General features: G+C 67.5%; 4 protein-coding genes. All 4 read right to left on the minus strand.

Going from position 1 to position 25,711, the window contains the following annotated elements; genetic code table 11:
• Positions 1 to 26: 26 nt before the first annotated feature.
• The 4 genes from entS to A5788_RS08380 are packed head-to-tail and all read right to left on the minus strand — an operon-like array spanning position 27 to position 25,535.
• Complete coding sequence (entS, locus tag A5788_RS08365) at positions 27 to 1,340, minus strand: enterobactin transporter EntS (RefSeq protein ID WP_064870752.1); 1,314 nt, start codon at positions 1,338 to 1,340, stop codon at positions 27 to 29.
• Positions 1,337 to 14,749, minus strand: a complete 13,413-nt coding sequence (locus A5788_RS08370; RefSeq protein ID WP_064907290.1) for a non-ribosomal peptide synthetase — start codon at positions 14,747 to 14,749, stop codon at positions 1,337 to 1,339. The genes entS and A5788_RS08370 overlap by 4 nt, the downstream gene beginning before the upstream one ends.
• Positions 14,746 to 22,341: a non-ribosomal peptide synthetase gene (locus tag A5788_RS08375; RefSeq protein WP_064870475.1), complete on the minus strand. Its 7,596-nt coding sequence runs from the start codon at positions 22,339 to 22,341 to the stop codon at positions 14,746 to 14,748. Before A5788_RS08375 ends, A5788_RS08370 begins: the two co-directional genes overlap by 4 nt.
• Entirely contained in the window at positions 22,338 to 25,535 is a 3,198-nt protein-coding gene (locus tag A5788_RS08380; protein ID WP_064870474.1) for a non-ribosomal peptide synthetase, read from the minus strand. The genes A5788_RS08375 and A5788_RS08380 overlap by 4 nt, the downstream gene beginning before the upstream one ends.
• Positions 25,536 to 25,711: the final 176 nt, after the last annotated feature.

The following is a 25,711-nucleotide window of genomic DNA, read 5'->3' on the forward strand; positions in this document are numbered from 1 at the left end:
CTGACCGCTCAGGCCTCTCAGACCGCTCAGGACAGCGTGCTCTCCACCGGGCGGTCGTTACGTACTGCGACGACCGCTCGGAGCGCGAAGGCCGCGATGATCGAGAGGACGAGCAGTGCGAGTCCGTAGTAGACGATGGCGTCCGATGCGGTCCAGATCGTGCCGAAGACGCCTGCGACGAGCGCACCGATCGTCACGCCGCCGACCTCCTGGGCCATCCAGATGCCGTTCACCCGTCCGAGCAGCGGCCCGGGGGTGTGGTGCTGGATGAGGGAGTACCGGAGCACTTCCTGCGTCGCCTCGAGATATCCGACGATGCACAGCAGGACGATCGCGAGCCATGCGACCGGTGCGAACCCGAAGAGCACCTGGACGAGCGCTGCGCCCGCGAGTGCGCCGAGCAACACGACGCCCGGACGCCGTACCCCTGCCAACCATCCACTGGTGAGTGCGCCGAGCATCGCGCCACAGGCGACGGCCGCGTACAGCAGGCCGGTTGCTCTGGCGTCGCCGCCGAACCGCTCCGCCACGAGCGCGGGAAGGAGTGCCACGAGTCCCGCGCCCAGCATCGCCAGAACACCGACGATCATCACGCCGAGCACGACTCGTTGCGAGGTGAGGAACTCGATGAGTGATTGCGGCGAGTCGCTGTGTGCCGCGTCCGCGGCGTTGACCTGAGCTTCTCCGGACGACGACTCCGACTCTGCGCCGAGGGTTGCCGCAGTGGGAGGCATCGATGGGAGACCCAGCAGGATCAGCACCGTCAGGGTCGCCAGGATCGCTGCGATGGTGTAGGCCCACTCGACGCCGGCAGCCGCGATGATCAGGCCCGCGATGGCAGGCGAGATCGCGGTTCCCACCCGCACGGTCAGCGAACTGAGTGCGCCGACGGCCACGAGCTTGTCTCGCGGGATCAGCGTCGGCACCGCCGCCATCAACGCCGACGTCGAGAGCGAGCCGATCAGCCCGTCGACGCCCGCAAGAACGTACAGAGCCACCACCGACGTCGTGCCGAATACACCGAAAGCGTTCAGCGCGAGGCCTGCGAAGCTCAGTGCCGCGCCCGTGCGTCCGAGAAGAATGAGCTTCTTGCGATCGAACCGGTCGGCGAGAACACCGCCAACCAGCATGCCGACGAACGTCGTGACGCCCGTGACGGCAGTCGCCGCGCCGACCTGCGCCGACGATCCGGTGAGGTCGTACATCTGGATCGGCACCGACACCATGAGGAGCCCGATGCCGATGATCGAGATGAGTCGGGCGCAGAAGATGCGGCGGAAGGCCGCGCTCTCGCGCAGGGGACTGATATCGATCAGGACCCCACGTACCTTGCCGCTCATCGACCACCTTCCGTCTCGCCGGTATGCACGTTCGCCAGTTCAGTGAGGGCAGCCAGCCATCGTTCTGCCAGACGCGCAATGGCATGTGCGTCGATCATTCCGGGCTGGTAGTTCCATGTTGCCGACAGTCGCGGCCCGTCAGGACCGTCGACCGTCGCGACGTCGACGATGAGTCCGTAACCGGCGGGCATCTCGTCGTCGGGTCCGATGTCGACCGACTCGGGCGCCATCGACCACCCGTCGAACGCGAAATCACGGTACCGACCAACGTAATTGAACTCGATGGCCGCGCTGGGTAGGTCGATGACCTCCCGGCCGCTGCTTTCGTCGCCGCTCGCGGAACCGTACCGCAGCAGCCCGTACCCGACGCCACCGTCCGGGATCGTCGCCCATTGCAGCGCGAGATCTCTCGCCTGCGTTGCGGCGTCGTCGGTACCGCCGACCCGGATCGGATGGACGGCCGTGAACCACCCGACGGTGCCGGTGAGATCGGCGCCCGGAACGAGATGTTCGACGCGGCCGTGCCCCTCGGAGTCGACGAGCGTCGGGGTGCCGATCGCCGCACCGAACGCGCCCAACAGCACCTCGTCGACGCCGACACCCAGCCGCGCGCCGACCGGACCCAGGATCTCCCGCGCGACATCGGTATCGACATCGACGCGATGTCGGAGCACGGTGCCCTGGCGATCACGAGCGGGATCGAGGGCACGCGAGAAGACGGCCAGCGGATCGACATCGGCGGCGATCTGACGCCAGAGGTCTGTCTCACCACTGCGGTCCAACTCCGCCAACTCGCGCGCCCACGCACCGAAGTCGGTCGATACCTGCGCGAGCGAGATGTCCTCCGGTGCAACGCCTGCGGTCAGCTGCGTGTACGCGGCAATCAGTTCCGGGACGAGCACGCGCCACGACACACCGTCGACGACGAGGTGATGGATGGCCACCAGCAGGCGGCCCGGTTCATCGCCCCGATCGCTCCACGCGGCCGCGACCATGCGTCCTGCCACGGGATCCAGGCGAGCGCGCACAGTGCGTGCGAGCTCGATCAGATCTCCCTCACTGCCGTCGACGACGAGCACCTCGGGCACGGCGCCGGATTCGGTTGTGTGCTCGCCGATCTCGGGGATCTCGAAGTGCCACGGCGACGTGGTGGCGACGAGTCGTGCACGCAGCATGTGGTGGCGCGACACGAGAATGCTGAGCGCCTCTGTGAGCGCGTCGACGTCGAGACTCGCGGGAACCGTGAGCAGCGCTGATTGGTGGAAGCCACCGATGTGCTCGGGGTTGCCGCTCGTGAGTTCGTCGAGCCAGCCGACGATCGGGGTGGCAGGCACGACGCCCGCGGCCACCCGGGGGAGTTCCGTTGTGGCCCCGGCACGTTCGAGTGTGTCTGCGAGTCCGACGATGGTGCGGTTGACCATCACGTCACGCGGACTGAGTGTGAAGCCCTCGGCGCGCAACCGGGCGACGAGCTGCATCGCCACGATGCTGTCGCCACCGAGCTCTGCGAAGTCGTCGTCGAGTCCCACCTGGTCGGCCGGCAATTCCAGCACGTCGGCCACGGCATCACACACTCGGCGCTGCACGTCCGTCTCCGGCGGACGCACAGTGTGGTCGAAGGTCGGTTCCGGTAGTGCGCGGCGATCGATCTTGCCGTTCGGCAGGGTGGGCAGCGCGTCGAGCACGACGACGGTCGCGGGCACCATGTAGTCGGGCAGCATCGCGCGCACGGCAGCACGCAGGGTGGCGGGCTCCACCGGAGCCTGCTTCTCGCCTGCCCAGTTCTCTTCTGGGGACCGATCGGCCACGACATAGCCGACGAGCCTGCCGACACGCGCGACGACGAGCGCCGTCGTCACTCCCGGTACCGACGTCAGCGCCGACTCGACGTCACCGAGCTCGACGCGGAAGCCGCGGATCTTCACCTGGTCGTCGGCACGGCCGCGGAAGTCGAGCTGGCCGTCTCGCGTCCAACGAACCGTGTCGCCCGTGCGATACATCCGCGACCCGTCTGCCGCGAACGGGTCGGCGACAAATCGTTCGGCGGTGAGGTCGCCGCGACCGAGGTAGCCGCGCGCCAATCCCGCTCCGGCGAGGTACAACTCACCGTCGACGCCGTCGGGGACCGGCATGAGTGCCGGGTCGAGGACGTAGGCGCGCGCACCGTCGACGGGTCGGCCGACAACCGGATGCTCGGCGTCGGCCGCTCGCGCGACGAGAGCGTCGACCGTCGCCTCGGTGGGTCCGTACAGGTTGTAGGCGTCGGTTCCGGTCAGTTCGCGATAGCGCTGCCACTGGGCGTCGGGAACCGCTTCGCCACCGAAACCGATGGCGCACAGGGATTCTTCGGCACCGTCGAGTTGGCGCAGGTGTGACGGCGTCAGCTCGAGGAAATCCCAGCTTTCAGCACGTAACTGCGCGGCGAGCGCCTGCGCGTCGTGCTGGGTATCGGCGTCGACGATGCTCACCTCGTGGCCGTCGAGCAGCCACAGCTGTGGTTGCCACGAGGCGTCGAAGGCCAGTGACCACGCGTGGCCCACGCGCAGTCGATCACGCCCGGCACGGCGACGTGCGGGCTCATGGAGCATGCGCCGATGACTCGCGAAGAGGTTCGCAAGACCGCGATGAGGCACCACGACACCCTTGGGTGTGCCCGTGGACCCGGAGGTGAAGATGACGTAGGCGGGGTGATCGGGCAGCACCGGCACTGTCCGCCTCAGCGCAGGCGCCGAATCGGCTTGTGTTGGAGCGAGAATCGGGTCGTCGAGGGTGTCGATCACGCGTCGCGGCGCTGCGACGCGGGTCATCGCGGCAACCCGCTCGGGTGGTGTGCCCGGCTCGATGGGGAGGTAGGCGGCACCCGCGACGAGTACGCCGAAGATCGCTTCGAGCGCGACCACACCACGGGGCAGCGACACGACCACGACGTCCTCGGGACCGATGCCCTCGGCCACGAGCCTGGCCGCGATTGTCTTCACGCGCAGGTCGAGCTCGCCGAACGTGCGAGTACCGTCGTGCCCTCGGAGCGCAGGCGCAGATCGATCTCGGGCCACCGCGGCGTCGAACAACTCAGGGAAGGTCGTCGCAGGAGCGGGCGGACGATGCAGGTCGCGCAGTTCTGTCGGGATTCGGATGTCGAGCTCGCGTAGCGGCCGATCCCGTTGTGCCGCCATGAAGTCCAGGATCATGACGAGCCGTTGGGCCATCGATTCGACCGTCGCCCGATCGAACAGATCGGTGCTGTACTCGATCACTCCGCCCACCCGCGGCGTCACGCCGGTGGCGTCCTCGGTGAAGTCGAACGACAGATCGAACTTGGCCGTCGTCGGCAGCGGCGGCGCGATGCCTTCACCCCCGTCGGTTCCCGTGTTTCCGTCGGTTGGTGACTCGGGGAGTCGCCCGTCGACGTAGACCACCATCGTCTGGAACAGCGGGTTGAGCGCCGACGAGCGTGACTGCGCCACCGCTTCGACGACCTGCTCGAACGGGACGTCCTTGTTCTCGAACGCCGACAGGTCGGCCGCGCGGACCCTGGCGAGTAGCTCGGCCACTGTCGGGTCACCCGACACATCGGTGCGCAGCACGAGGGTGTTCAGGAAAAAGCCGACCAGTTGGTCGAGCCGTGCGTCGTCGCGCACGGTGACCGGCGAACCGAGCGGGATGTCGGTGCCTGCACCCAGTCGTGACAGCAGAACGGCCACGGCCGCCTGGAACACCATGAACATCGACGTTCCCGTCGATGCGGCAAGCTCCTTGAGTGCCACGACCGTCTCGGGGCGAACGCCGACGAGGACTCCGTCGCCACGACCTGACGGTCGCGGAGGTCGGGCCCGGTCGTAGGGAAGTGACAGCTCCTCCGGCGAACCGTCGAGAATGCGGCGCCAGAAGTCCAGCTCGCGTCGACCGCGGTCGTCGGCAAGCAGATCCCGCTGCCATGCGGCGAAGTCGGAGTACTGCAGTGCGAGATCGTCCCACTCGGGTGCAATCTGTTGTGCGCGTGCACGATACGCCGTGTCGAGGTCGGCACGCAGCGGCGCTGCCGACCACTCGTCGGTGGCGATGTGATGGATCGTGACCACCGCGAACTCGGATGTTGTCGCCACCCGAATCGGTATCTCGGCGGCAAGGTCGAAGGCGTGTGCCGCATCCGCGTGCAGCTCAGCGATGTCGGAGACCACGCGGACCGGAATCTGTGGCGCGACGACGACATCGGGGCGATCGTCCGGGTACCGCGTTCGGAGTATCTCGTGGCGGTCGACGACGTCGCGGACTGCTGCGCGCAACACTTCCGGGTCGATGGGTGTCGTCCCCTGGGGGCCGTCCGGACGCCAGAGCAGCGGCACGTTGTAGGTGCTGGTGGGTCCCGACACTCCCGCGAGCGTGAGCATCTGGGCCTGACCGAAGGAGAGCACCGGTTCGGCGTCCGCGCGACGACGCAAACTCGTTGTGTCCGAATGCGATTCCGTCGTCGTGGCATCCCCGTTGGCGACGAGCCACTCGGCTAGTTGAGCGATGCTCGGCTCGTCGAACACTGTCCGGACCCCGACGTCGTACCCGAGTGAACCGCGAATCAGGTTGACCAACTTGATGGCGGCGAGCGAGTGGCCGCCGAGGGTGAAGAAGCTCGCGTGGATATCGGCGACGTCGGTCCCGAGCACCGCCGAGAAGATCTCGGCGAGGTCGGATTCCAGCGACGTCCGCGGGCTGGTGCCCTGCGAACCGTCGACGGTCGGCGTCGGCAACGCACGGCGGTCGAGCTTGCCGGTCTGATTCAGCGGAAACGCATCGAGCACGACCAGCGGTGACGGAATCATGTAGTCCGGCAGCAACGTCGAGAGTTGACGTGTCACGGACTCGACGACGGACGACTCGTCCTGCGAGCCGGCGTCTTCCGAATCGCTTGCGGCGACGATCCAGCCGACGACCCGATCCGAGTCGACGGCGACCGCGGCGTCGGCGACCTCCGGAAGCGAACGCAGTGCCGCCTCGATCTCGCCGAGCTCGACGCGGTTTCCGCGCACCTTCACCTGGCTGTCGATACGGCCGAGGTACTCGAGGACGCCTGCTCGACGTCGGACCAGATCGCCCGTCCGATACACCCGCGCGCCCGGCTGGTCGCCGGTCGGATCGGCGACGAAGGAGCCCGCGGTGCGAGCTGGGCGCCCGAGATACCCACGGGCGAGCGGTGTTCCGCGCACGTACAGTTCGCCTACCGCGCCGTCGGGTACACGCCGCAACGACGTGTCGAGGACGAGGAGATCGGTACCGGCGATCGGACGTCCGATGGGTGCCGTACGGGTGGACGCGTGTGGAACTGCCGTGTGATCGGTGACGACGACCGTGGTCTCGGTGGGACCGTAGGCATTGATCACTGCCAGCGACGGGGCCGCGGCGAGTACGTCGTCGACGAGCTCGGTGCGTAACGCCTCGCCGCCGACGATCATGTGACGCAGTGAGTCGAGGCCAGGAAGGTGGGGGACGAACAGCTCGAGCAGCGACGGCACGAAGACCGTCGTCGTCACGCCATAGGCGCCGATGAGGTCGGCGAGTCGGCGGGGGTCGCGCTGTGCGCCCGGTTCTGCGACGAGAACACGCGCACCGACGGTGAACGGCAGCAACAACTCCCACACGGCACCGTCGAAACCCACCGGCGTCTTGGCGAGAACGGTGTCGGCGGGTACGATACCGCCACCCGGCATGGTCTGCGCGCGCCACCGCAGCACGTTCACCACGCTGCGATGGGTGACCACCACGCCCTTCGGCCTGCCCGTCGAACCCGACGTGTAGATCACATATGCGCCGTCGTCGGCGCGTACGTGAGGCAGCGCAGCGTTCGTAGGCGACGTCGCCGAGTCCGCAGGGGCCTCGTCGAAGAGACCGTCGTCGACGCTGATCGTCGGTGCACTGTGGTTGATTTGCGCACTGTTGCCGATCGGTGCCGAGCTGTCGGTTCCGACGATGACGGCGGCGGGCCGCGCGTCGTCGAGGATCGTCGTGACACGGTCGGTCGGTGTGTCGGTGTCGATCGGCAGGTAGGCCGCACCCGCGCGCAGCACGGCCTGTAGGGCGGCCAGTTGCGCCATGCTCCGGGGGACGAGGACGGCAACCACGTCGCCGGGTCGCACGCCGAGGTCGATGAGTCGGCCAGCCAGTCGTTCGGTCGCTCTTGCCAGCTGCGCGTAGTCGACCGATCCGCCATCGGTGTCGGACAACGCTATTCGCGACGAATGCCCGCGGGTGGCGTCGTCGATGAGATCTGTCACCGTGTCGGCGTGATCGGCGAGCGCCTGCGCGCCGCACTCGGCGTCGCGGATGGATGCCTCGTCGTCGGGACCGAGAAGCTCGATCTGATCGACGACGACCTCGGGCGTCGCACTGACGACGCGCAGGATGCGGGCAAGGCGTGCGAGCAGGTCCTGAGCGGTTGCGGCGTCGAACATCGTCGTCGCGTACTCGAGGGCGAGCGTCAGTTCACCCGTCTCGGTGTTGTCGACGACGGTGAAGGCGAGATCGAACTTGGCCGATACGGACGTCAGGTGCTCGAACGTCGCCGGGACACCGAGGAAGCGGTCGGGCATCGCACCGAATGGCAGGTATCCGACGCTGACACAGAACAACGGGTTGCGTCCGGGAACACGCTGCGGTGCAAGGTGTTCGACGATCTGTTGGAAGGGGATGTCCTGGTTGTCGAATGCAGCGAGATCAACTGCGCGGACACGGTCGATGAGTTCGTCGAAACGCGGGTGGCCGCCGACGTCGGTGCGCAATACCTGGGTGTCGACGAAGAATCCGACGAGGTCGTCGAGCGCGGGATCGTTACGGCCCGAGACCGGCGATCCGAGCGGGATGTCGGCTCCGGCACCTACTCGGTACAGCAGTGTGGCCACGGCCGCCTGGGCGACCATGAACATGCTGGCTCCGTGATCGGCGGCGATACGCGCGAGAGTCGCACGGGTGTCGGCGTCGACGACGGTCGACTCCGTTGCCGCGGGCCCCGGCGCACCGGGACGCCGTGGACGGTCGCGGGGAAGTGCGAGCTCCTCGGGGAGGTCGGCGAGTGTGTCGGTCCAGAAGTCGAGCTGCTTCTGACCGCGCTCGCTGATCCGATCACGTTGCCACAGTGCATAATCGGCGTACTGGACGGGCAGCGTCGAGAACTCCGGTACTGCACCTGCGGCTCGCGCGGCGTAGGCAGCGGTGAGATCGGTGAGCAGCGGTCGGTCCGACCATTCGTCGGTGGCGATGTGGTGTATCGCGATGGTCAGGACGGCAACGGTCGACTCGTCGGGTGCAGCGACATGCGCCACCTGCACCCTGATCGGTGGCGCCGAACGCAGATCGAAAGTGCGCGTGAGGAACTCACGTGTCACCTCTGTGACCTCGGCACCGGCGGTGCGCACCTCGACCACCTCGGGGATCTCTGCGGAGTCGAGAACACGTTGGTACACCTCGCCGTCCGCCGTGGTCTCGAAGACGGTGCGCAGGCTCTCGTGGCGTGCGAGTACATCTCTCATCGCGGCCGACAGTGCGTCGGCGTCGATGGATTCGTGCACGCGCACGACGTGACCGTAGTGATACGAGATGTCGTCGGGATCCATCTCGTAGAGCACCCAGAGTCGTTCCTGTGCGGGCGAGAGCGGGATACGGTCCGGCCGAACACCGGTCGTGATGTCGGTGGTCGATCCGGTCAGTTCGGTGCGCAGCGCGATGTCGGCGGGAGTTCTGGCCTCGAAGAGGTCGCGGATCGCCAGTTCGGCGCCGAGTTCGGCGCGCAGCGTGGAGACGAGTCGCATCGCGGCCATGGAGTGACCGCCCAGTGCGAAGAAGTCGTCGTCGATTCCGACGGCACATCCCTCATCGGTGTCCGGGAGTCCGAGGACCTCGGCGAAGACCTCGCACAGCCGCCGTTCGAGCTCGGTGCGGGGTGCGCGTCGTGTTCCACCGACCTCGGGGGCGGGCAGCGCCTTCACGTCGAGCTTGCCGTTGACGGTCATCGGGAACTCGGTGACCGTGGCGAACAGGGTCGGGACCATGTAGTCGGGGAGCTTCGCGCTCAACTCGCGTCGCAAGTGCGCATAGTCGAGTTCCGCGTCTGCGTCGGCGGGAATCACGTATGCCACAAGACGTTTGACGTCGGGTGTCGCCGGATCGGCGGTCGCCACGACTGCCGACGACGCGATCTGCGGCAGCGCGGTCACCGCGGCGTCGATCTCGGCGAGTTCGACCCGATAGCCGCGGACCTTGACCTGATCGTCTGTGCGTCCGAGGAAGTCGAGATTGCCGTCGGGACGGATCTTCATCGCGTCGCCGGTGCGGTACAGGCGGCCTCCGTCGGAGAACGGGTCCGCGACGAACCGCTCTGCGGTCAGATCGGGCCGTCCGAGATATCCGCGCGCGAGACCTGCGCCGCTGATGTACAACTCGCCCGGCACCCCCGCGGGCACCGGTCGCAGCCACGGGTCGAGCAGGTGTGCGGTGGTGTTCCAGATCGGGGTACCGACCGACGACGTCGGTGTTTCGTCGGTGCCGACTCCGAGGGTGTTGATCGTGTACTCGGTCGGGCCGTAGAGGTTGTAGCCGAGGGTGTGCGGGTGTTGACGAAGCGCGGTCCACACCGGTTCGGAGACTGCCTCACCACCGAGCAGGACGAGCGCGGGCACGTGGTCGCCTGCGAGGAGGCCGTCGGCGAACAACTGCGCGGCGTACGTGGGCGTCACGTTGATGACGTCGATGCGGTGGGTCGCGCAGTAGGCGACGAGCGCCGTCGAATCGGCACGGAGTTGCTCGTCTGCGACGTGGACCTCGTGGCCCTCGACGAGCCACAGCAGCTCTTCCCAGGACATGTCGAACGCGAACGAGACCGTGTGCGCAATGCGGAGTCTCCCGCTGACACCGGCCTCACGAGCGAGCGCGATCGCGGGTTCGAAGACCTTCTCGCGGTGGTTGAGCTGCATGTTCGTCAGGCCGCGGTAGGGCGTGATGACACCCTTGGGTTTGCCCGTCGAACCCGACGTGTAGATCACGTACGCCGGTTGATCCGGGTCGACGTGGGGAGCCGCCCACGCCGGTGATGTGGGCTCGGGCAGGTCGTCGACTGCAAGTGTCGGCAGGCCTACCGTGTCGAATCGGTGCGCCACCGAGCTGTGGGTCAGGATCAGCAGCGGCGCTGCGTCGTCGATGATGCCGTGGAGTCTGCCGTCGGGGTGATCGAGTTCGAGGGGCAGATACGCTCCGCCTGCCCGCAGGATCGCGAACAGTGCGACGACGGTCTCAATGGAACGGGGGATCGCCAGTGCGACAACTGTTTCCGCTCCGACACCGTGGTCTGCGAGCACATGCGCAACACGGTCGACCTCGCCGTCGAGCTGGGCGTAGGTGAGACGTGAATCGCCGTAGATGAGTGCGTCGGCGTCGGGGATCGTTGCGGCGCGCTCGGCGAGCAACCCCGACACCGTGGTGTCGGGGAGCCGATGGAGTGGGCCGACGAGCGCAACGTCTGACTCGAGCGAGAGATCGAGGGAGGCAACCGTGGTGTCGAGGTCGCGACCGATCAACTCCAGTGCGTGGCGGAATCGTGTCACGAATCCGTCGGCGTAGCGATGGTCGATCAGGTCGTCGCGATACTCGAGTCGGAAGCGAATCGACGCGCCAGGTGTCACCACGAGTGCCAACGGGTAGTGGGTGTGGTCCAGACTGCCCTCGCCGATGACGTCGTGCAGCGCCGACTGCTCGCGCTCCTCTTCTTCGGTCCGGAAGTTCTGCAGGACGTAGAGGACGTCGAACAACACCGGATGCTCGGTCTCCTGCTGTAGCCGGGCCAATCCGATGTGGTCGTAGGCCATCAGCTCCACGCGGGCATCCTGACTGCGGCGCAGGAAGTCTCGCACCGACTCCTGCGGATGCAGCACCGTTCGCACGGGGACGGTGTTGAGGAACAGCCCGATCACGGTGTCGAGGCCGGCAACCTCTGTCGGACGGCCGGCGACGGTGGAACCGAACGCGACGTCGGTGACTCCGAGGACGCGCGACAACGTGAGGGTCAAAGCTCCCGAGATGACGGTGTTGAGTGTGACGCCCGCAGATCTCGCGTCAGCGCGGAGTGACTCCGACGCGGCGACACCGAGGTCGACCTCGATCCGACGCGGCGCACGAGGAGTGGACCCCACCGCCCGCGGCGCGACGAGCGCAGGCTCGGTGTAGCCGTCGAGATGTGCGTGCCATGCCTCGAGTGCGTCGGCGTCGGACGTGTCAGCGATCCAGGCGAGGTAGTCGCGCAGTGACGCTTCCGGTGTCGTCGCCTGTGCGCCTTCGAGGTGGGCGAGTAGCCGCGACACCACGAGTCCGCCAGACCAGCCGTCCCACAGGAGGAATCGACGGTTGACGACGATGCGGTCGTGCTCGCCGGGCAGGTGAATCAGCGTGATCCGCCAGAGGGGTGCGGTGCCGATCGGGATCTCGCGGCCGCGGTCGGCGTCGAGGACCGCGTCGAGCTCGAAGTCGACGACGTCGGGCGACACCTCCGTGAGGTCGACCTCCGCGATGACGGGATCGACCGCGCTGCGGATGATCTGCACAGGGGAGCCGTCGACCTCGACGAATGCCGCCCGCAACTCGGGATTCTCGTCGAGCAGCGCGCGTGCGGCGCGCCGCAGCGCCCCCACGTCGATTCGGTGGCCGAGGTCGAGCCAGAACTGCGCGGTGTAGATGTCGTCGGATGCGTCGATCTGCGACTGGAAGAACAATCCCTCCTGCAGCGGTGTCAGCGGCCAGATGTCGTCGATGGTTCCGTGTTCGCGAGTGAGTCGCTCGACGGTCGCTTCGTCGAGTGCCACCAGACGTCGATCGGCGTCTGCGATCACCCGGTCGGTGATCGCCTGAGCCAGGGTGTCGGCGTGTGGGATGACTTCCGAATCGACGTCGACGATGACCGACCAGCCTGCGTGATCGGGAGAGTCGTTGCGCAACAGCCTGATCGAGACGGGGTGTGCGGTCGGCAGTCCGTGGTCGCCGACGAGCACGTCGGGTTCGACGATCTGCCCCGCAGCAGTGGCGCCGGCCAACGCCGCGCCGACCTGCGGCGAGAGATAGCGCAGCACATCGAGACCCGGTCCGTTGCCGAGAGTCGGGTTCGGGCCGGAGGGTAGCGAGGGATTCGCCAGGTCGATGCGTACCGGCTCGAGTGCCTGCAACGGGCCGACCGTGCGAGTGCCGACGGGTCGCAGGTCAACGGCGAGGTCGATCAGGAGTTCCCGCGGCGCATCGGTGCCGAAGACGTCTGCGATCGCACCTGCCAGTGCCGCAACGAGAGCGTGCTGGGTGGGATGTTCGACGTTCGGGTCGTCCACGTCGACGCGAGAGCTGTGTGTCGAGTGGTCGGCCACAGATGGGCCGGACGTGCCGTCGATGCGCGGTAGCGACGCTCCCGGCGCGAGGGTTTCCAGATAGTGCGCCAACGCGCTGACATCGGCGGCTCGTCCTGCCAATCCCGTTGCCAGGGTGCTGAGTTCGGCGTCAGGTGCATCGACCTCGATGTGCCTACCCGCGGCGGCGTCGTCGAGCGCGGTCTGCAGGTCGGTGCGGAGGATCTCCGCGGACGTCGGATCGACAAGCGCGGCGTCGAACGCGCCGATGACCTCACCGGTCGCGGGCACAAAGGTCAACCCGTGCGCGGGTGCTCCGGTCGGCTCGACGTCGGTGATCGAGACCGGAAAGGTGATGTCATGCGTGGACGCGGTCGTCAATGTCCACAGGATCGGTGCGGGCCGACTGACCGTGGTGCGCAACGCGGGATGTGCCGCGGCCAGCGCAGAGGCGATGTCACCGACCGCGTCGGCGGTCACTGCTGCGGGCGCCCAGGCACGAATGATGCGGGGCGGCAATGTATCCGGATCGATGCGGCCTTCGCGAAGTCGCGCCAACGAAGGTGTGAGCGATACCGCGCCCGCAGCTCCGTGCGTTTCGGTGCGAACCGAGCGCAGCGCATCGTCGAGCTGTCCGTCGGGAGTGAATGCGCGTAGGCGTTCGGAGGGAGCGGTGGCGAGCGCGCGCAGGAAAGCGGCGAAATCCTCGCCGAGACGATGCGCCTGTTCGGCGGCCTCGGCGACGGTGCGAACGACGACTTCGGCGGGCCTGTCCCGACGCCGCACCTGGATCTGGATCTCGACATCGGAGACAGGACCGGATGCGAGGGCATGCAGCGAGAGTGGATGGCCGCCCATCGTCTGCCGCGAGGTGTTCGCCATGACGTTCACGCCCAGACCGAACATGCGGTACGGGCCGTCAGATGGTGCCGACGAACCCGCGTCCCTGGCCTGCGCTGCGAGAGCACGGCCGAGATCCTCACCGCGAAAACGACTGTGGGCAACGAGCGCGAACACCGCGCGTTCGGTGCGGGCGGCGAGGTCGGCGAGGTTGTCGCGCGGGTCCGCGTCGACGCGCAGCGGCAGCACACTGGTCACCATCGACGGTGTTGTGCGTGCCCTACGGTCAAGGCGCCCGGTCACGGGTAGCGCGAGAACCAGGTCGGTGCGGCCGGTGCGCACATGGGCAAACGCCGCCACCGCGGCGATCAGCAGGACGGTCGGTCGTACCCCTGCATCGCGCGCCAACGCGCGCAACGGGTCGAGAACCTCGAGGGGAATGTCGAAGCGTGACGCGATGATCCCGCGACCGGGCACCACATCGTCGTCGAGGAGTCGCACCGGCTGCGGCCGGTCGCCCATGCGCGCCAACCAGTAGTCGGCATCGGCGGTGAAGTCGGGACCGTCGCGATAGTCGTGCTCGGCGTCGAGCACCGGGAGCAGCCGCCAATCCCTGGCTCGCGACGCAGTGCCGTTGCCAGAAGTCTCGGATGTCCCAGAAACGCCGGATACGTCGTAATGCTCCTGCACCGCCTGGGTGAAGAAGCCGAGCCCCATGCCGTCGCAGACGAGGTGGTGAACCTTCACAAGCGCCAATGTCGGGTCGGGCTGGTCGGTTGCTGAGTCGGTGTCGGTTCGGGCGGTGCGCAGGATCGTGCATTCGGTGAGTGGGCCGTGCGTGATGTCCATCGGCTGCGCGAGTTGTGCGGCCATCCAGTCGCGCGCTTCGGGGAGAGGCATGTCGAGGATGTCGACATCGAAGTCGGTAATGGGCAGGACTCGCTGCCGTACGTCGCCGCCTTCTTCGACGAACACGGCGCGCATCGCTTCGGCCTTCTCGAGGACCGCGAGGATAGACGCCCGGAGACGTTCGACATCGGTTCGTGCGTCGACCTCGACGTAGAGTCCGGTCACGTACAGTGCGGGGTCGCCCGAGGCCTGCATCGACAGATAGATGTCACGCTGACCGGCGAGGACGGGCAGTGTCTGATCCTGCGAAGTCGGATGCTGCGAAGTCGGATGTTGGGGGCTGACATGCTGCGAGGTCACTGGTTGACTCCGGATTCTGCTGGCGCCGCAAGCGAATCGAGCGCCGTGCACAGTGCAGCGGCGAGGTCGCGCACAGCGGCGTCGTCGAGGTGGTCGGGTAGATAGCTGAAAGTCGCGGCGACAACGGGACCCGACGACTCGTCACGACAGACGATGTCGATCTCGAGTGGGTAGGCGACACCTAGGGCCGGGTCGGGATCTGCGGCGAGTGCCGTCGATTCCACCGAGGGCTGCCAGGGCGAGCCCCCGCCGACGGTGAAGCGGCCGAGGTAGTTGAGCAGCACGGACGGTCGCGACATGGTGGCGAGTGCGGCCGACAACTGCGGGTTGAGGTAGCGCAGCATGCCGAATCCTGCACCGGCAGCGGGCATTGCGGTCCATGCTGTCTCAGCGTCGGCGATTGCGTCGGCGATGTCGCCGGTGGCGGATAGCCGGATCGGTGCGACGGTCGTAAACCAGCCCACCGTGTGTGACAGATCCGCGTCGATACCGAACTCATGTGCATCGCGACCATGACGTTCGGTGTCGACGATGAGGTCCCCTGTGTCGAGAGCTCGTGTTGCGGCGACACGCAACGCCCCGAGGAGCAGCGACGTGATCCCCACACCGCGGCGGGTGGGTAGATCGGAGACGAGCGATGCCGAGGTTTCCGGAGACAACGTGACGACGTGGCGTCGCTGCTCGGCGACGGTGCCCGACGTGGCGAGCCGACCGGGCACCAGTTCGCCGCCCGGTGCCAGCACCTGCGCCCAATGGGCAGCCTCGTCGAGCAGTGCCGGGTCGGCGGCTCGCTCGGTCACGGCGGCGGCGAATGCGTGCAGGGGTGTCGGGGTCGGAATCGGTTGCAGCACAACACTGGTGGCTGCTGTCTCCCAGAGGGTGCGGAGATCCTCGAGTAGGATGCGCCGGGAGACGCCGTCGACGGCGAGATGGTGAATGACGAGTATCAGTCGTCCCGCGGCCGGATCGCTGGGCGAGTCGGCCGTCAACCAGGTCGCGGCAACCATGCGTCCTGCGCCGGGCGACAATCTGCCTGCCGCCGCGCTGGATTCGGCCGACACGGCTGCGGCGAGCGCGTCTGGGTCGTCGAAGACGGATCTGTCGAGCGTGGCGATTCGCAGGACGTCGTCGACGTCGACCGATCCCGGTGGCGCGCTCTGCATGTTCCAGAGCACACCGGCGACGATCTGCAACGAACTCCGGAGCGCCTCATGGGAATCGAGCAGTGCACGGAACATTGCGCGAAGCGTGTCGGCGTCGAGTTCCGCCGGGGTGTCGACGACGAGCGACTGGTTGAACCGGTCGATCGTGCCACCGATCTCACGGAGTCGATGGACGATCGGCAGCAGCGGAATGGGCGTCGGCGCGGTGGCCGCCGGGTCGTCCGTGCTCGTCGGAGCGGCAGACGACGTGTCGTCGATCCACTCGGCGACCGATCCGAGGCCGGCGACGGTGCGGTGCGTGAAGACGTCCCTCGGCGTGAATCGGATGCCACGTCGCCGTGCGCGATTGACCAAGGTCGTCGAGACGATGCTGTCGCCGCCAAGCGCGAAGAAGTCGTCGTCGACGCTCGGCGGGTCGGCGAGTCCGAGAGTGTCGGCGAAGATGTCGGCGAGCGCGGCCTCGATAGCTGTCGTCGGCGCACGGCCCTCCGCGACGCCGACCTCGGGCTCGGGAAGTGCTGCGGCATCGGTCTTTCCGTTGACCGTCAACGGGATCGAGTCGACGATCAGCACGGCCGACGGGACCTCGTGCTCAGGGAGAGCGTTGCGCAGTGCCTCGTGGAGTGAGTCGGCGTGGAGCGAATCGGAAGCGATGTTGTCGGCGACGGCGTAGGCCAGGATTCGGTCGGCACCGCTCGGTCCTGGCCGGGTCAGGACTGCGGCGTCGCGCACGCCGGGCAGACCCGCGAGGGCTGCCCGGATTTCCCCGAGTTCGATACGGAAACCACGGATCTTGACCTGTGTGTCCGCGCGCCCGAGATAGATGAGCGCACCCTGGCGGGTCTGTCGGAACAGGTCCCCGGTGCGATACAGGACCTGACCGGTGCCCGACGGGTCGGCGACGAAACGTGTTGCGTGCAGCGCCGGGCGCTGCAGGTAACCGGCGGCGACCTGAGGGCCGGCGAGGTACAGCTCACCTACGGCACCAACGGGTACCCGGCGCAGATATCCGTCGAGCAGATGGCCGGTGAAACCTGGCAGCAACGCCCCGACGTCGCTGCCCGTCGCGGTATCGATGGTCTGCTGATCGAGCACCAGATACGTTGCATGGACGGTGATTTCGGTGATGCCGTACATGTTGACCAACGTGGTCCGCGGATACCGGCGGCCGAACGATCGGAGGCGCGGCAGGTCGAGCGCCTCCCCACCGAAGATCACGTAGCGCAGTGAATCCAATGCCGACCCGGAGCCAATTGTCTCGGGGGTCTCCTGGTGCTCGGGGATCTCCTGGTGCTCGGTGTCTGCGAGATCTGCGGCGTCGAGGGCGAAGAAGGCCGACGGCGTCTGGCTGAGCACGGTCACGCCCCGCTCGCCGATGAGGGCGGCGAAGTCGGCGGGCGAGCGCGTGGTGGCGTGGTCGGGCACGACGAGGTGCGCTCCGGTCGAGAGCGGACCCCACAGCTCCCACACCGAGAAGTCGAATGCGTAGGAGTGGAACATCGTCCACACGTCGTTCTCGTCGACGTCGAACAGTTCGGCCGTGGCATCGATCAGTGCGACGACGTTGCCGTGCGTGACCGTGACACCCTTGGGCTTTCCGGTCGACCCGGACGTGAAGATCACATAGGCAGGGTCGGCCGGGGTGAGTTCGGGATCGAAAGCTGCTGTGTCCGAGAGGGAGTCATCTCCGCGCTGGAGGTAGTCGGCGTCGACGATCACCGTCGGCGCGGCGTCGGCGAGCGTCGACGAGATGCGTTCACTCGGGTACGCGGGATCAATAGGAACGTAGGCGGCGCCGCAGCGCAGTACTGCGATGATCGCGGCGACGAGGTCCGTCGAGCGTTCCAGGATCAGGGCAACCGAGTGGCCGCGTCGCACGCCGTCGCGGCGCAGGCGTGTAGCGATCGACGCGCTGAGTGCGTCGAGTTCGCGATAGGTGAGCGTGTGCGTGCCGCCGGACACGGCGGGACGGTCGGCAAAGGTGCGTGCGCTGGCGGCGAAGATATCGACAAGGGATCGCCGAGGACGAACGACGTCGGGTGCGGGCAGCATGGGAAGCTCGGCGGACCGGCCGAGGCGCAGCTGCGCGACGTGACTGGTCGGGGCGTCGACGAGCGCAAGCAGTACGGATCTCACGCGCTCTGCGAGATCAGCGACGGTCGGTTCGTCGAAGAGTGCCACGGCGTACTCCACGCGCAAGCGGATGCCGGCGGAGTCGGCGAGTTCGACGAACTCGAAGGTCAGGTCGAACTTGGCGGTTCGGGCTCGTGGGAAGACGGGTTCTGCACGCAACCCGGTGAATTCGGGGGCGATGATCGGGTCGCGGTACTGGACCATCGTCTGGAACACCGGATGTCGGCTCAGTGCTCGTTCGGGGGCGAGTGCGGTGACGATCTCGTCGAACGGCACATCCTGTGCGGCCAAGGCCGCGACGTCGGTCTCCCTGACGCGGCGCAACACCTCGAGGAGCGTCGGATCACCGGAGAGGTCGGTGCGCAGCGGCAGGGTGTTGACGAACATTCCGATCAGCGACTCGGCGGATGCCGATGACCGGCCGGCCACCGGGGTGCCGACCACGATGTCGTTGCCCGCGCCGGACGCGTTGAGCGCGAGCGCCACAGCGGCGTGCGCTGCCATGAACACGGTCGCATCGAGTGCCCGTGCGGCAGAGCGGAGCCCGACGAGAACGTCGGCGTCGACGACGATCTCGACCTGGCCACCAACGGCATCCGGCTCGGTGGGCCGGGCACGGTCGTAGGGGAGGTCGAGTTCGGCTGGTGCGTCGGCGAGTTGGTCTCGCCAATAGTCGAGTTGTCGGCGTACCAGTGATCGGGAATCGTCGACGGTGCCAAGCCGCTCGATCTCGACAAGCGTGTGATCGGCGTACTGGAGCTGTGGCGCGGCAACCGGCGTGCCGTTGTAACCGGCGGCGAGCTCGTCGAAAAGCGTTGCTGCCGACCATTCGTCCGCGGCGATGTGGTGCACCGTGAGGAGCAGCACCGCCGACGCCTCGGAGGTGTGTAGGAGGTCGGCGCGCAGGGGCAGGTCCGCTGACAACTCGAATGGGCGCCCGACGAGTGAGTCGATCGTCGCGTCGAGGTTCGCGGGGTCGATGTGGTGTTCGTCGATCAGCACGCTCGCGCTGTCGACCCCGTCGATGACCTGCGCGTCGTCGACAATCCTTGTGCGGAGCGTCTCGTGGCGTTCGACGATGCCGTCGAGTGCGCGTTGCAGCCGCGCAGCGTCGACTGGCCCGTCGAGCCGAACGGCGAACGGAATCGTGTACGCGGCATCGCCGATCCCGCTCTGGAAGGCGAGCCTGCGCTGTGCGGGCGACAGCGGAATCCGTTCGGGGCGTTGCGCAGGCACCGCTGCCGCGCTGTCGGTGACGCCGGTAGTCGTGGTTCCAGGAGCATCGCTGTCGTCCGCGAACAGCGCCGCGAGGTCGACGAGCTGCGGGTGGGCAAAGACCTCGGCGACACCGACGACACGTCCGGTTGCCACCCGCAGCCTCGTCAGCACACGCGTCGCCGAGAGGGAGTGGCCACCGAGGTCGAAGAAGTTGTCGTCGACGCTCGGCCGTGCCGCGCCCGCGGCGTCGAGGCCGAGAACGTCGGCGACGGTGTCGACGACGAGCCGCTCGATGTCGGTGCGCGGCTCGCGTCGGGAGACCGCGCGCGGCGAGGTCGGCGCGGGAAGGGCTCTACGGTCTGTCTTGCCGCCCGGTGTGCGGGGAAGAGAGTCGAGTCGGGTCCAGGTGGCAGGGATCATCGCTGCGGCCAACGTATCGGCGAGTTCGGCCGGGACGGCGTCTGGTGCCTGAGCTCCGGCAACGTAGACGTCCAGACGTGTGTGTCCGTCGTGATCCTCACCGGCTACCGCCACGGCGTCGTCGACGCCGTCGAGTGCGAGGACAGCCTGTTCGACCTCACCGAGTTCGACGCGGGTGCCGCGGATCTTGACCTGCGAGTCGGCTCGACCGAGGAGCTGCAGTCTGCCGTCGGCAGTGATCAGACCACGATCGCCGGTGCGATATATCCGGTCACCGGAACCTGCCGGGTTCGCGACGAATCGCGTTGCCGTCCAGTCGGAGTGGCCGTGGTAGCCCCGCGCCAGTTGGACGCCGGTGACGTAGACCTCGCCGGAACGGCCGACCGACACCGGGTTCAGGTGACGGTCGAGCACGACGACACCAGCGCCCGGAACCTGCGTGCCGACGGTGATCGTGCCGACCGCGGCGATGCGGATCGTCGCGGTGGTGACGTCCCCTGCGACCTCCGACGACCCGTACGAGTTCACCACTTCTTCTGCGGCGCCGGCGAGTTGAGCAGCAGTGCTGCCGGGAAGCGGCTCACCGGAGACAATCCAGCGGCGTATCGACGGCGTCGGCTCGGGTTGCGCTGGTTTTTCAGAGGGTGGGCTGTCGGGGAGCAGGTCGGCGATTGCCCTCGCCAGTGACGGCACGGCCGTGATCTGGTCGACCGCGTGACGGTCGATCAGCTCGGCGAGTGCCATCGCGTCGCGTGCGGACGCGTCGTCCGCGATGGCGACGGTGGCACCCGCCGCGAGTGCGCCCAGGATCTCGGTGGTGCCGTCGATGAACGCGATGGCGCTCTTCGCCAGTACGACCGATCCGTCCCACCGCTGCGCGGCCCACGCGATGCGATTCGCCAGCGCCGCAGCGGTACCCACAACACCCTTCGGTGTTCCGGTCGAACCCGACGTATAGATCAGGTAGGCGGCCGACTCGGGATGTGCCGTGTATGGGGCGAGTTCGGGCGAAGCGACGGCGTCGGCGCGGATCTCGGCGAAGGTGTGCTCGTCGAGCACGAGCGCGGGTGCGGCGTCGTCGAGCATGAATTGGATGCGACCGGAAGGGTACGTCGGGTCGATCGGCGCGACGACCGCGCCGAGCCGGGCCACGGCCAGGATTGCGACCACCATGTCGATGCCACGCGGCAATGCCACTGCGACAACGGATTCGGGTCCGATTCCGCGCTCTCTGAGTACGTGAGCGGTTCGTCCTGCGAGCACATCCAGCTCGCGGTACCCGACGCGTCGATCATCCGAGACGAGGGCTGTTCGTCGTGCGCAGCGCTGCGCGGTATCCGAGATCTGCTGGGCCACCGGAACATACGGCAGGGAAGCTGACGGCAGCGATGCTGACGGGAGCGATCCTGATGGCGGCGTCGTGGCCGGAGGGGTCACCGTGAGGCTACCCAGGAGTTTCTCACGCGAGTGCGCGAGCATGGTCAGCCACGCGACGACCTCATCGAGTAGGTGCGGGTCTGCTCCGCGGCGTTCGAGCACCAGCCCGATCGAGGGGTCGTCTTCGACGAGAAGCGTTGCGGTGAAGTCGTTGTCATCCTCGATATGGGGCCGCACATCTCCCCGAGGGAAGCTCTCGAACACGACGAGAGACGAGATCGGGCCGCCGAGATCTACCGCCGACATGATGTCGGCGAGCGGCACATGGTGGCTACCGAGGAGAGCGAGCTGCTCGCGCTGCAGTCGTGTCAGCGTGTCGCCGACGGTGTCCGATGGATCGATGCGCACCCGAACCGGGATCGTGTTGATGAGCATGCCGATCATCTCGTCGACCCCGGGCACCGACGGATCCCTACCGGAGACGACCGTCGCCAATACGACGTCGTCGCAGTCGTTTCGGTCGGCGAGCACGAGTGCCCAGGCGAGCTGGATGACGGTATTCAGTGTCGCCGAGGACTGCGTCGCGACGTCACGCAGCGCCGCCGATACCTCGGCGCTGAGGTGCGCGCGTAGTGGCACGGCGGGCGTCGTCGGCTCGACGATGTCGATGAGCGTCGACGCCTCGACATCGGCGAGTGCCCCGACCCACGGGCCGACGTCGCGGCCCCGTGAGGCAATCCAGCGTGCGTAGTCGCTGATCGGCCGTATGGGTGCGAGCGCGTCGCCACGGTACGCGCGCACGATCTCGCTGAACATCAGGTGCAGCGACCACCCGTCCAAAGCAACATGGTGTGCGACGACGAACAGCCAGCGAGGGCGGCCGGACTCGGTCACGAGTGTAAAGCGCAGCGGCGGAGGCGAAGTCAGTGCGATGCCGGTCGTGCGGGCGTCCGCGCGCAGGGTGTCGAGTCCGTTGTCGAGCGTGGCGATGTCGACGACGGGGAGCTGTGTCTCGACCGTGGTGTGGACGCGGGCCACTGGTTCGCCGGTCCGTCGACGTGTGTACGAGGTCCGCAGTGTTGCGTGTCGAGAGGTGACGGTGGTGATCGCCTCGCGCAGGCGGTCGACGTCGATCTCATGCGTGAGGACCGTCGTGAGATCAAGGTCGGCGAGGATCAGATACGGGTCGACCTCAGCAGAGCCACGGGGGGCTGTCGATCGGTAGACGATCGCTTCCTGAAGGCCGGTGAGGGGTAGGACGTCTTCGAGCGCTGCGCTCACAGCAGGTCACCCTCCATCAGTTCGTTGAGTTCGTCGTCGTCGACCCCTGCGGTGGTTGCGGCCGCGGAGCTTGTCGAGAGCGGCTGGCCTGTCGGGTACGAGTTCTCAGCATGCGTAGCGGTTGCGTGGCTGCGTGCCACTGACGCCAGTCCCGCGACCGTGGGATGGTCGAAGATCTCCAGCGGTGTGATGTCCCAGCCGGCCGACGCCGCGGCGCTGACCACTCGCACGGCGACGATGCTGTCGCCCCCGAGTGTGAAGAAGTTGTCGTCCGCGCCTACTGCGGGAAGCCTGAGCACCGCCGCGAACACGTCGGCGAGCGCGGTCTCGACGGGACCCGACGGCGGCCGCGACCGAGCGGCCTGCGCCGCGTAGTCGGGGGCGGGCAGTGCTCGTCGGTCGATCTTGCCGTTGGGCGTGAGGGGAAACTCGTCGAGCACGACGAGTGCTGACGGCACCATGTAGTCGGGCAGGATGTCGGCGATGTCGCTCCGCCACGAGTGGGCCAGCGCGTTGTGCTCGGCGCGGTTGTCGTTGGCCGAGTGCGTGGTGACGTAGCCGACCAGTCGCCCGTCGACGGAGGTGACCACCGCGCCTGCGACGGCTGGGAGGGAAGTGAGCGCAGCCTCGATGTCGCCGAGCTCGACCCGGAACCCGCGCACCTTGACCTGATGGTCGGTGCGGCCGAGGCAGTCGAGTCGGCCATCCGGCCGGATGCGCGCCAGGTCTCCGGTGCGATACATGCGCGCGCCGTCGGTGAACGGGTCGGCGACGAATCGGGCCGCGGTCATGCCGGGCAGGCCGCGGTAGCCGCGAGCGAGTCCGTCTCCGCTGAGATAGAGCTCGCCGACGCGCCCGGCAGGAACCGGGTGCAGCGTCGAATCCAGCACGCGGACACCCGTGTTCGCGATCGGGGTGCCGATGGTGACGTCGGCGTCGTCGTCGAGGGCGGCCGTCGTCGACCAGATGGTCGTCTCGGTCGGTCCGTACATATTGCGCACCGACCGAGCGGATGCGACGAGGTCGCGAGCGACGTCGGACGGCAACTGCTCGCCGCCGACCAGTACGTCGACACCTGCCAGCGCGGGTCCGTGCCCCGCACCGAGGAAAGCCGACCACAACGACGGTGTGGCCTGGATGATGTCCGGTCGATGTCGGGAGATGAGTGCCGCGAGCCGCGCCGGATCGTGAATGTCGTCGTTGTCGGCCAAGACCACACATGCTCCCGCCGAGAGCGGTACGAGTGTCTCCAGGAGTGCGATGTCGAAGGAGATCGTCGTCACCGCCAGCAGCGACCTGCCGGGTCCGAGGCCGAGTCCGCCGACCATGTGGTCGGTGAAGTTCCGCAGGGCACGGTGCGGGATCACCACGCCCTTCGGCTTGCCAGTCGACCCCGACGTGTAGATCAGGTAGGCGGCGGAGTTGCCGACCGGGTCGTCCGACATGGTCTTGACCGGCCGCCCGTGCGGATCGGAAAGGCGCCGGATCTGAACATCGCGGTCTCCGGATGCCACGACGGTGAATTCGGTGATGGGGGGTTCGACGACGGCGGGTTCGATGATGGCGACAGGCGCGGCGTCGGCGATGCTGGCAGCTCTGCGGTCGGCGGGAAATCCCGGATCGAGCGGGAGAAAGGCTGCGCCACTACGCATCACCGCGACCAACGCGACGATGAGGTCGATGCCGCGGGGGAGTGCGACAGCGATGACCGACTCGGGTGCGACTGGTCCCAGCCGTGCCACGAGTTCGTCTGCGCGACGATTGAGTTCGCCGAAACCGAGCGCGTCGTCGCCGTATCGCACCGCGATCGCACCGGGCGCAGCGGCCGCGATGCGAGCATCGAGCGGGGTCGGGTCGATCGGTGCTGTCGTGCCGGACGGGAGAACGTCGACGCCGTGCCGGTCAGGCGTGTCTGGTGCAGGCACCTCAGTGCCGGGCTCGACGATCCGCATGGCGCCGACGGGGCGGGTTGGCTCGCGCAGGAATTCGCCGACGAACGCCGCCAGAGAATCGGCGATTCGGGCGGCGCGGGCCTTGCTGTAGATGGCGGCGTCGGCGTCGAGTGTGAGCTCGAGGTCGGAACGGTCGGACTCCGTCGAGCCGAGGTCGAGTGCGGTGATCGAGAGATCGACGACCGGACCACGACGCAGCGAGCGGACCGTTGCGGTAATTGAGTCGGCTGAGTCGGCGTCTGCCGAACCCGCGGTCCCGGAATCGAAGGTGACGGTTGAGCCGAACGGTTTGACGTTCACTGTCGGTCCCACGACACCGTCGACGTCGCGGCGTCGTGCGTCGCGGACTATGTCCTCGCCTCGGTAACGCGCATGCGGCGCGATCCGGCGGATGCCTGCTGCGGCGTCGGCTGCGAGTTCGCCGGCGGTCGCTGCGGGTGCGACCGCGACACGCAGTGGGGTGACGTTGACCGTTGTGCACACGACATTGGCTGTGGGAGAACCGAATCGGTTCATCATCGGGAACCCGATCACGACGTCGTCGGTACCCGTGGCGCGTGCACAGAATGCCGCGACGGCGGCGACGAGGCGATCAGGCGACATCGCGGCCCCGCCTGCGCTGCGGACCAGGGCACGAGTCGTGTGCGTAGCGGCTGCGATGCGGTGGCCACGAGGTGTGTCGCCCAAGGTCAGGGGACCAGTGACGCCCGCGAGCTCGCGGCTCCAGAATTCTGCGCTCGCACCGGCATCGGGTTCCGGCGGAAGGTCGACGACGCTCCCGAGGCGTCGGGTATCACCCGGATCCGCGTAGAGGCGACCGATGCGTCGAACGAGCAGACCGAGGCCGTAGGCGTCGATCACGATGTGGTGCGCGACGACGAGCAGAGAGGTGCGCCCACCCGCGTGGAGGATCTCGACGACCGCGCACGGGCCGGATGCGGGGTCTATCGCGATCTGGACCGCGGCCTGCGCATACACATCGATCGCGTCGGCATCGGCGCCGAGATCGCGGTCGGACACCTCGATCGGTGCGCCGAGCTCGACTGTCACGTCGCCGTCCTGCTCGGAGAACACAGATCGCAGACCGTCGGCTTCGGCGACGGTCTGGCGAACAGCGGCTGAGAGGCGACTGGCGTCGGGTCGAGGTTCGAAGTCGACGAGTTGACCGATCGTGAACACATCGGGGTTAGGGGCGACTCGCTGCGCGAACCACAAGCCCTGCTGCGCCGACGTGGCGCGCATCAACGCCCCACTCCGGGAGTGCGTAGTGCGGCGATCTCGGGCAATCGACGACAGCGGCCAACCATGAAAAGTTAGCCTACCCTAGCCTAAACGGTAAGCGGGGGCGGGGCTGCGCTGTCGATGTTGGTAAGCCTATGCTTACCAGAGTTCGAGCTGCGATGCTCGCAATTCACCGC

The organism is Gordonia sp. 852002-50816_SCH5313054-c, assembly GCF_001665925.1.
GTDB lineage: Bacteria > Actinomycetota > Actinomycetes > Mycobacteriales > Mycobacteriaceae > Gordonia > Gordonia jacobaea.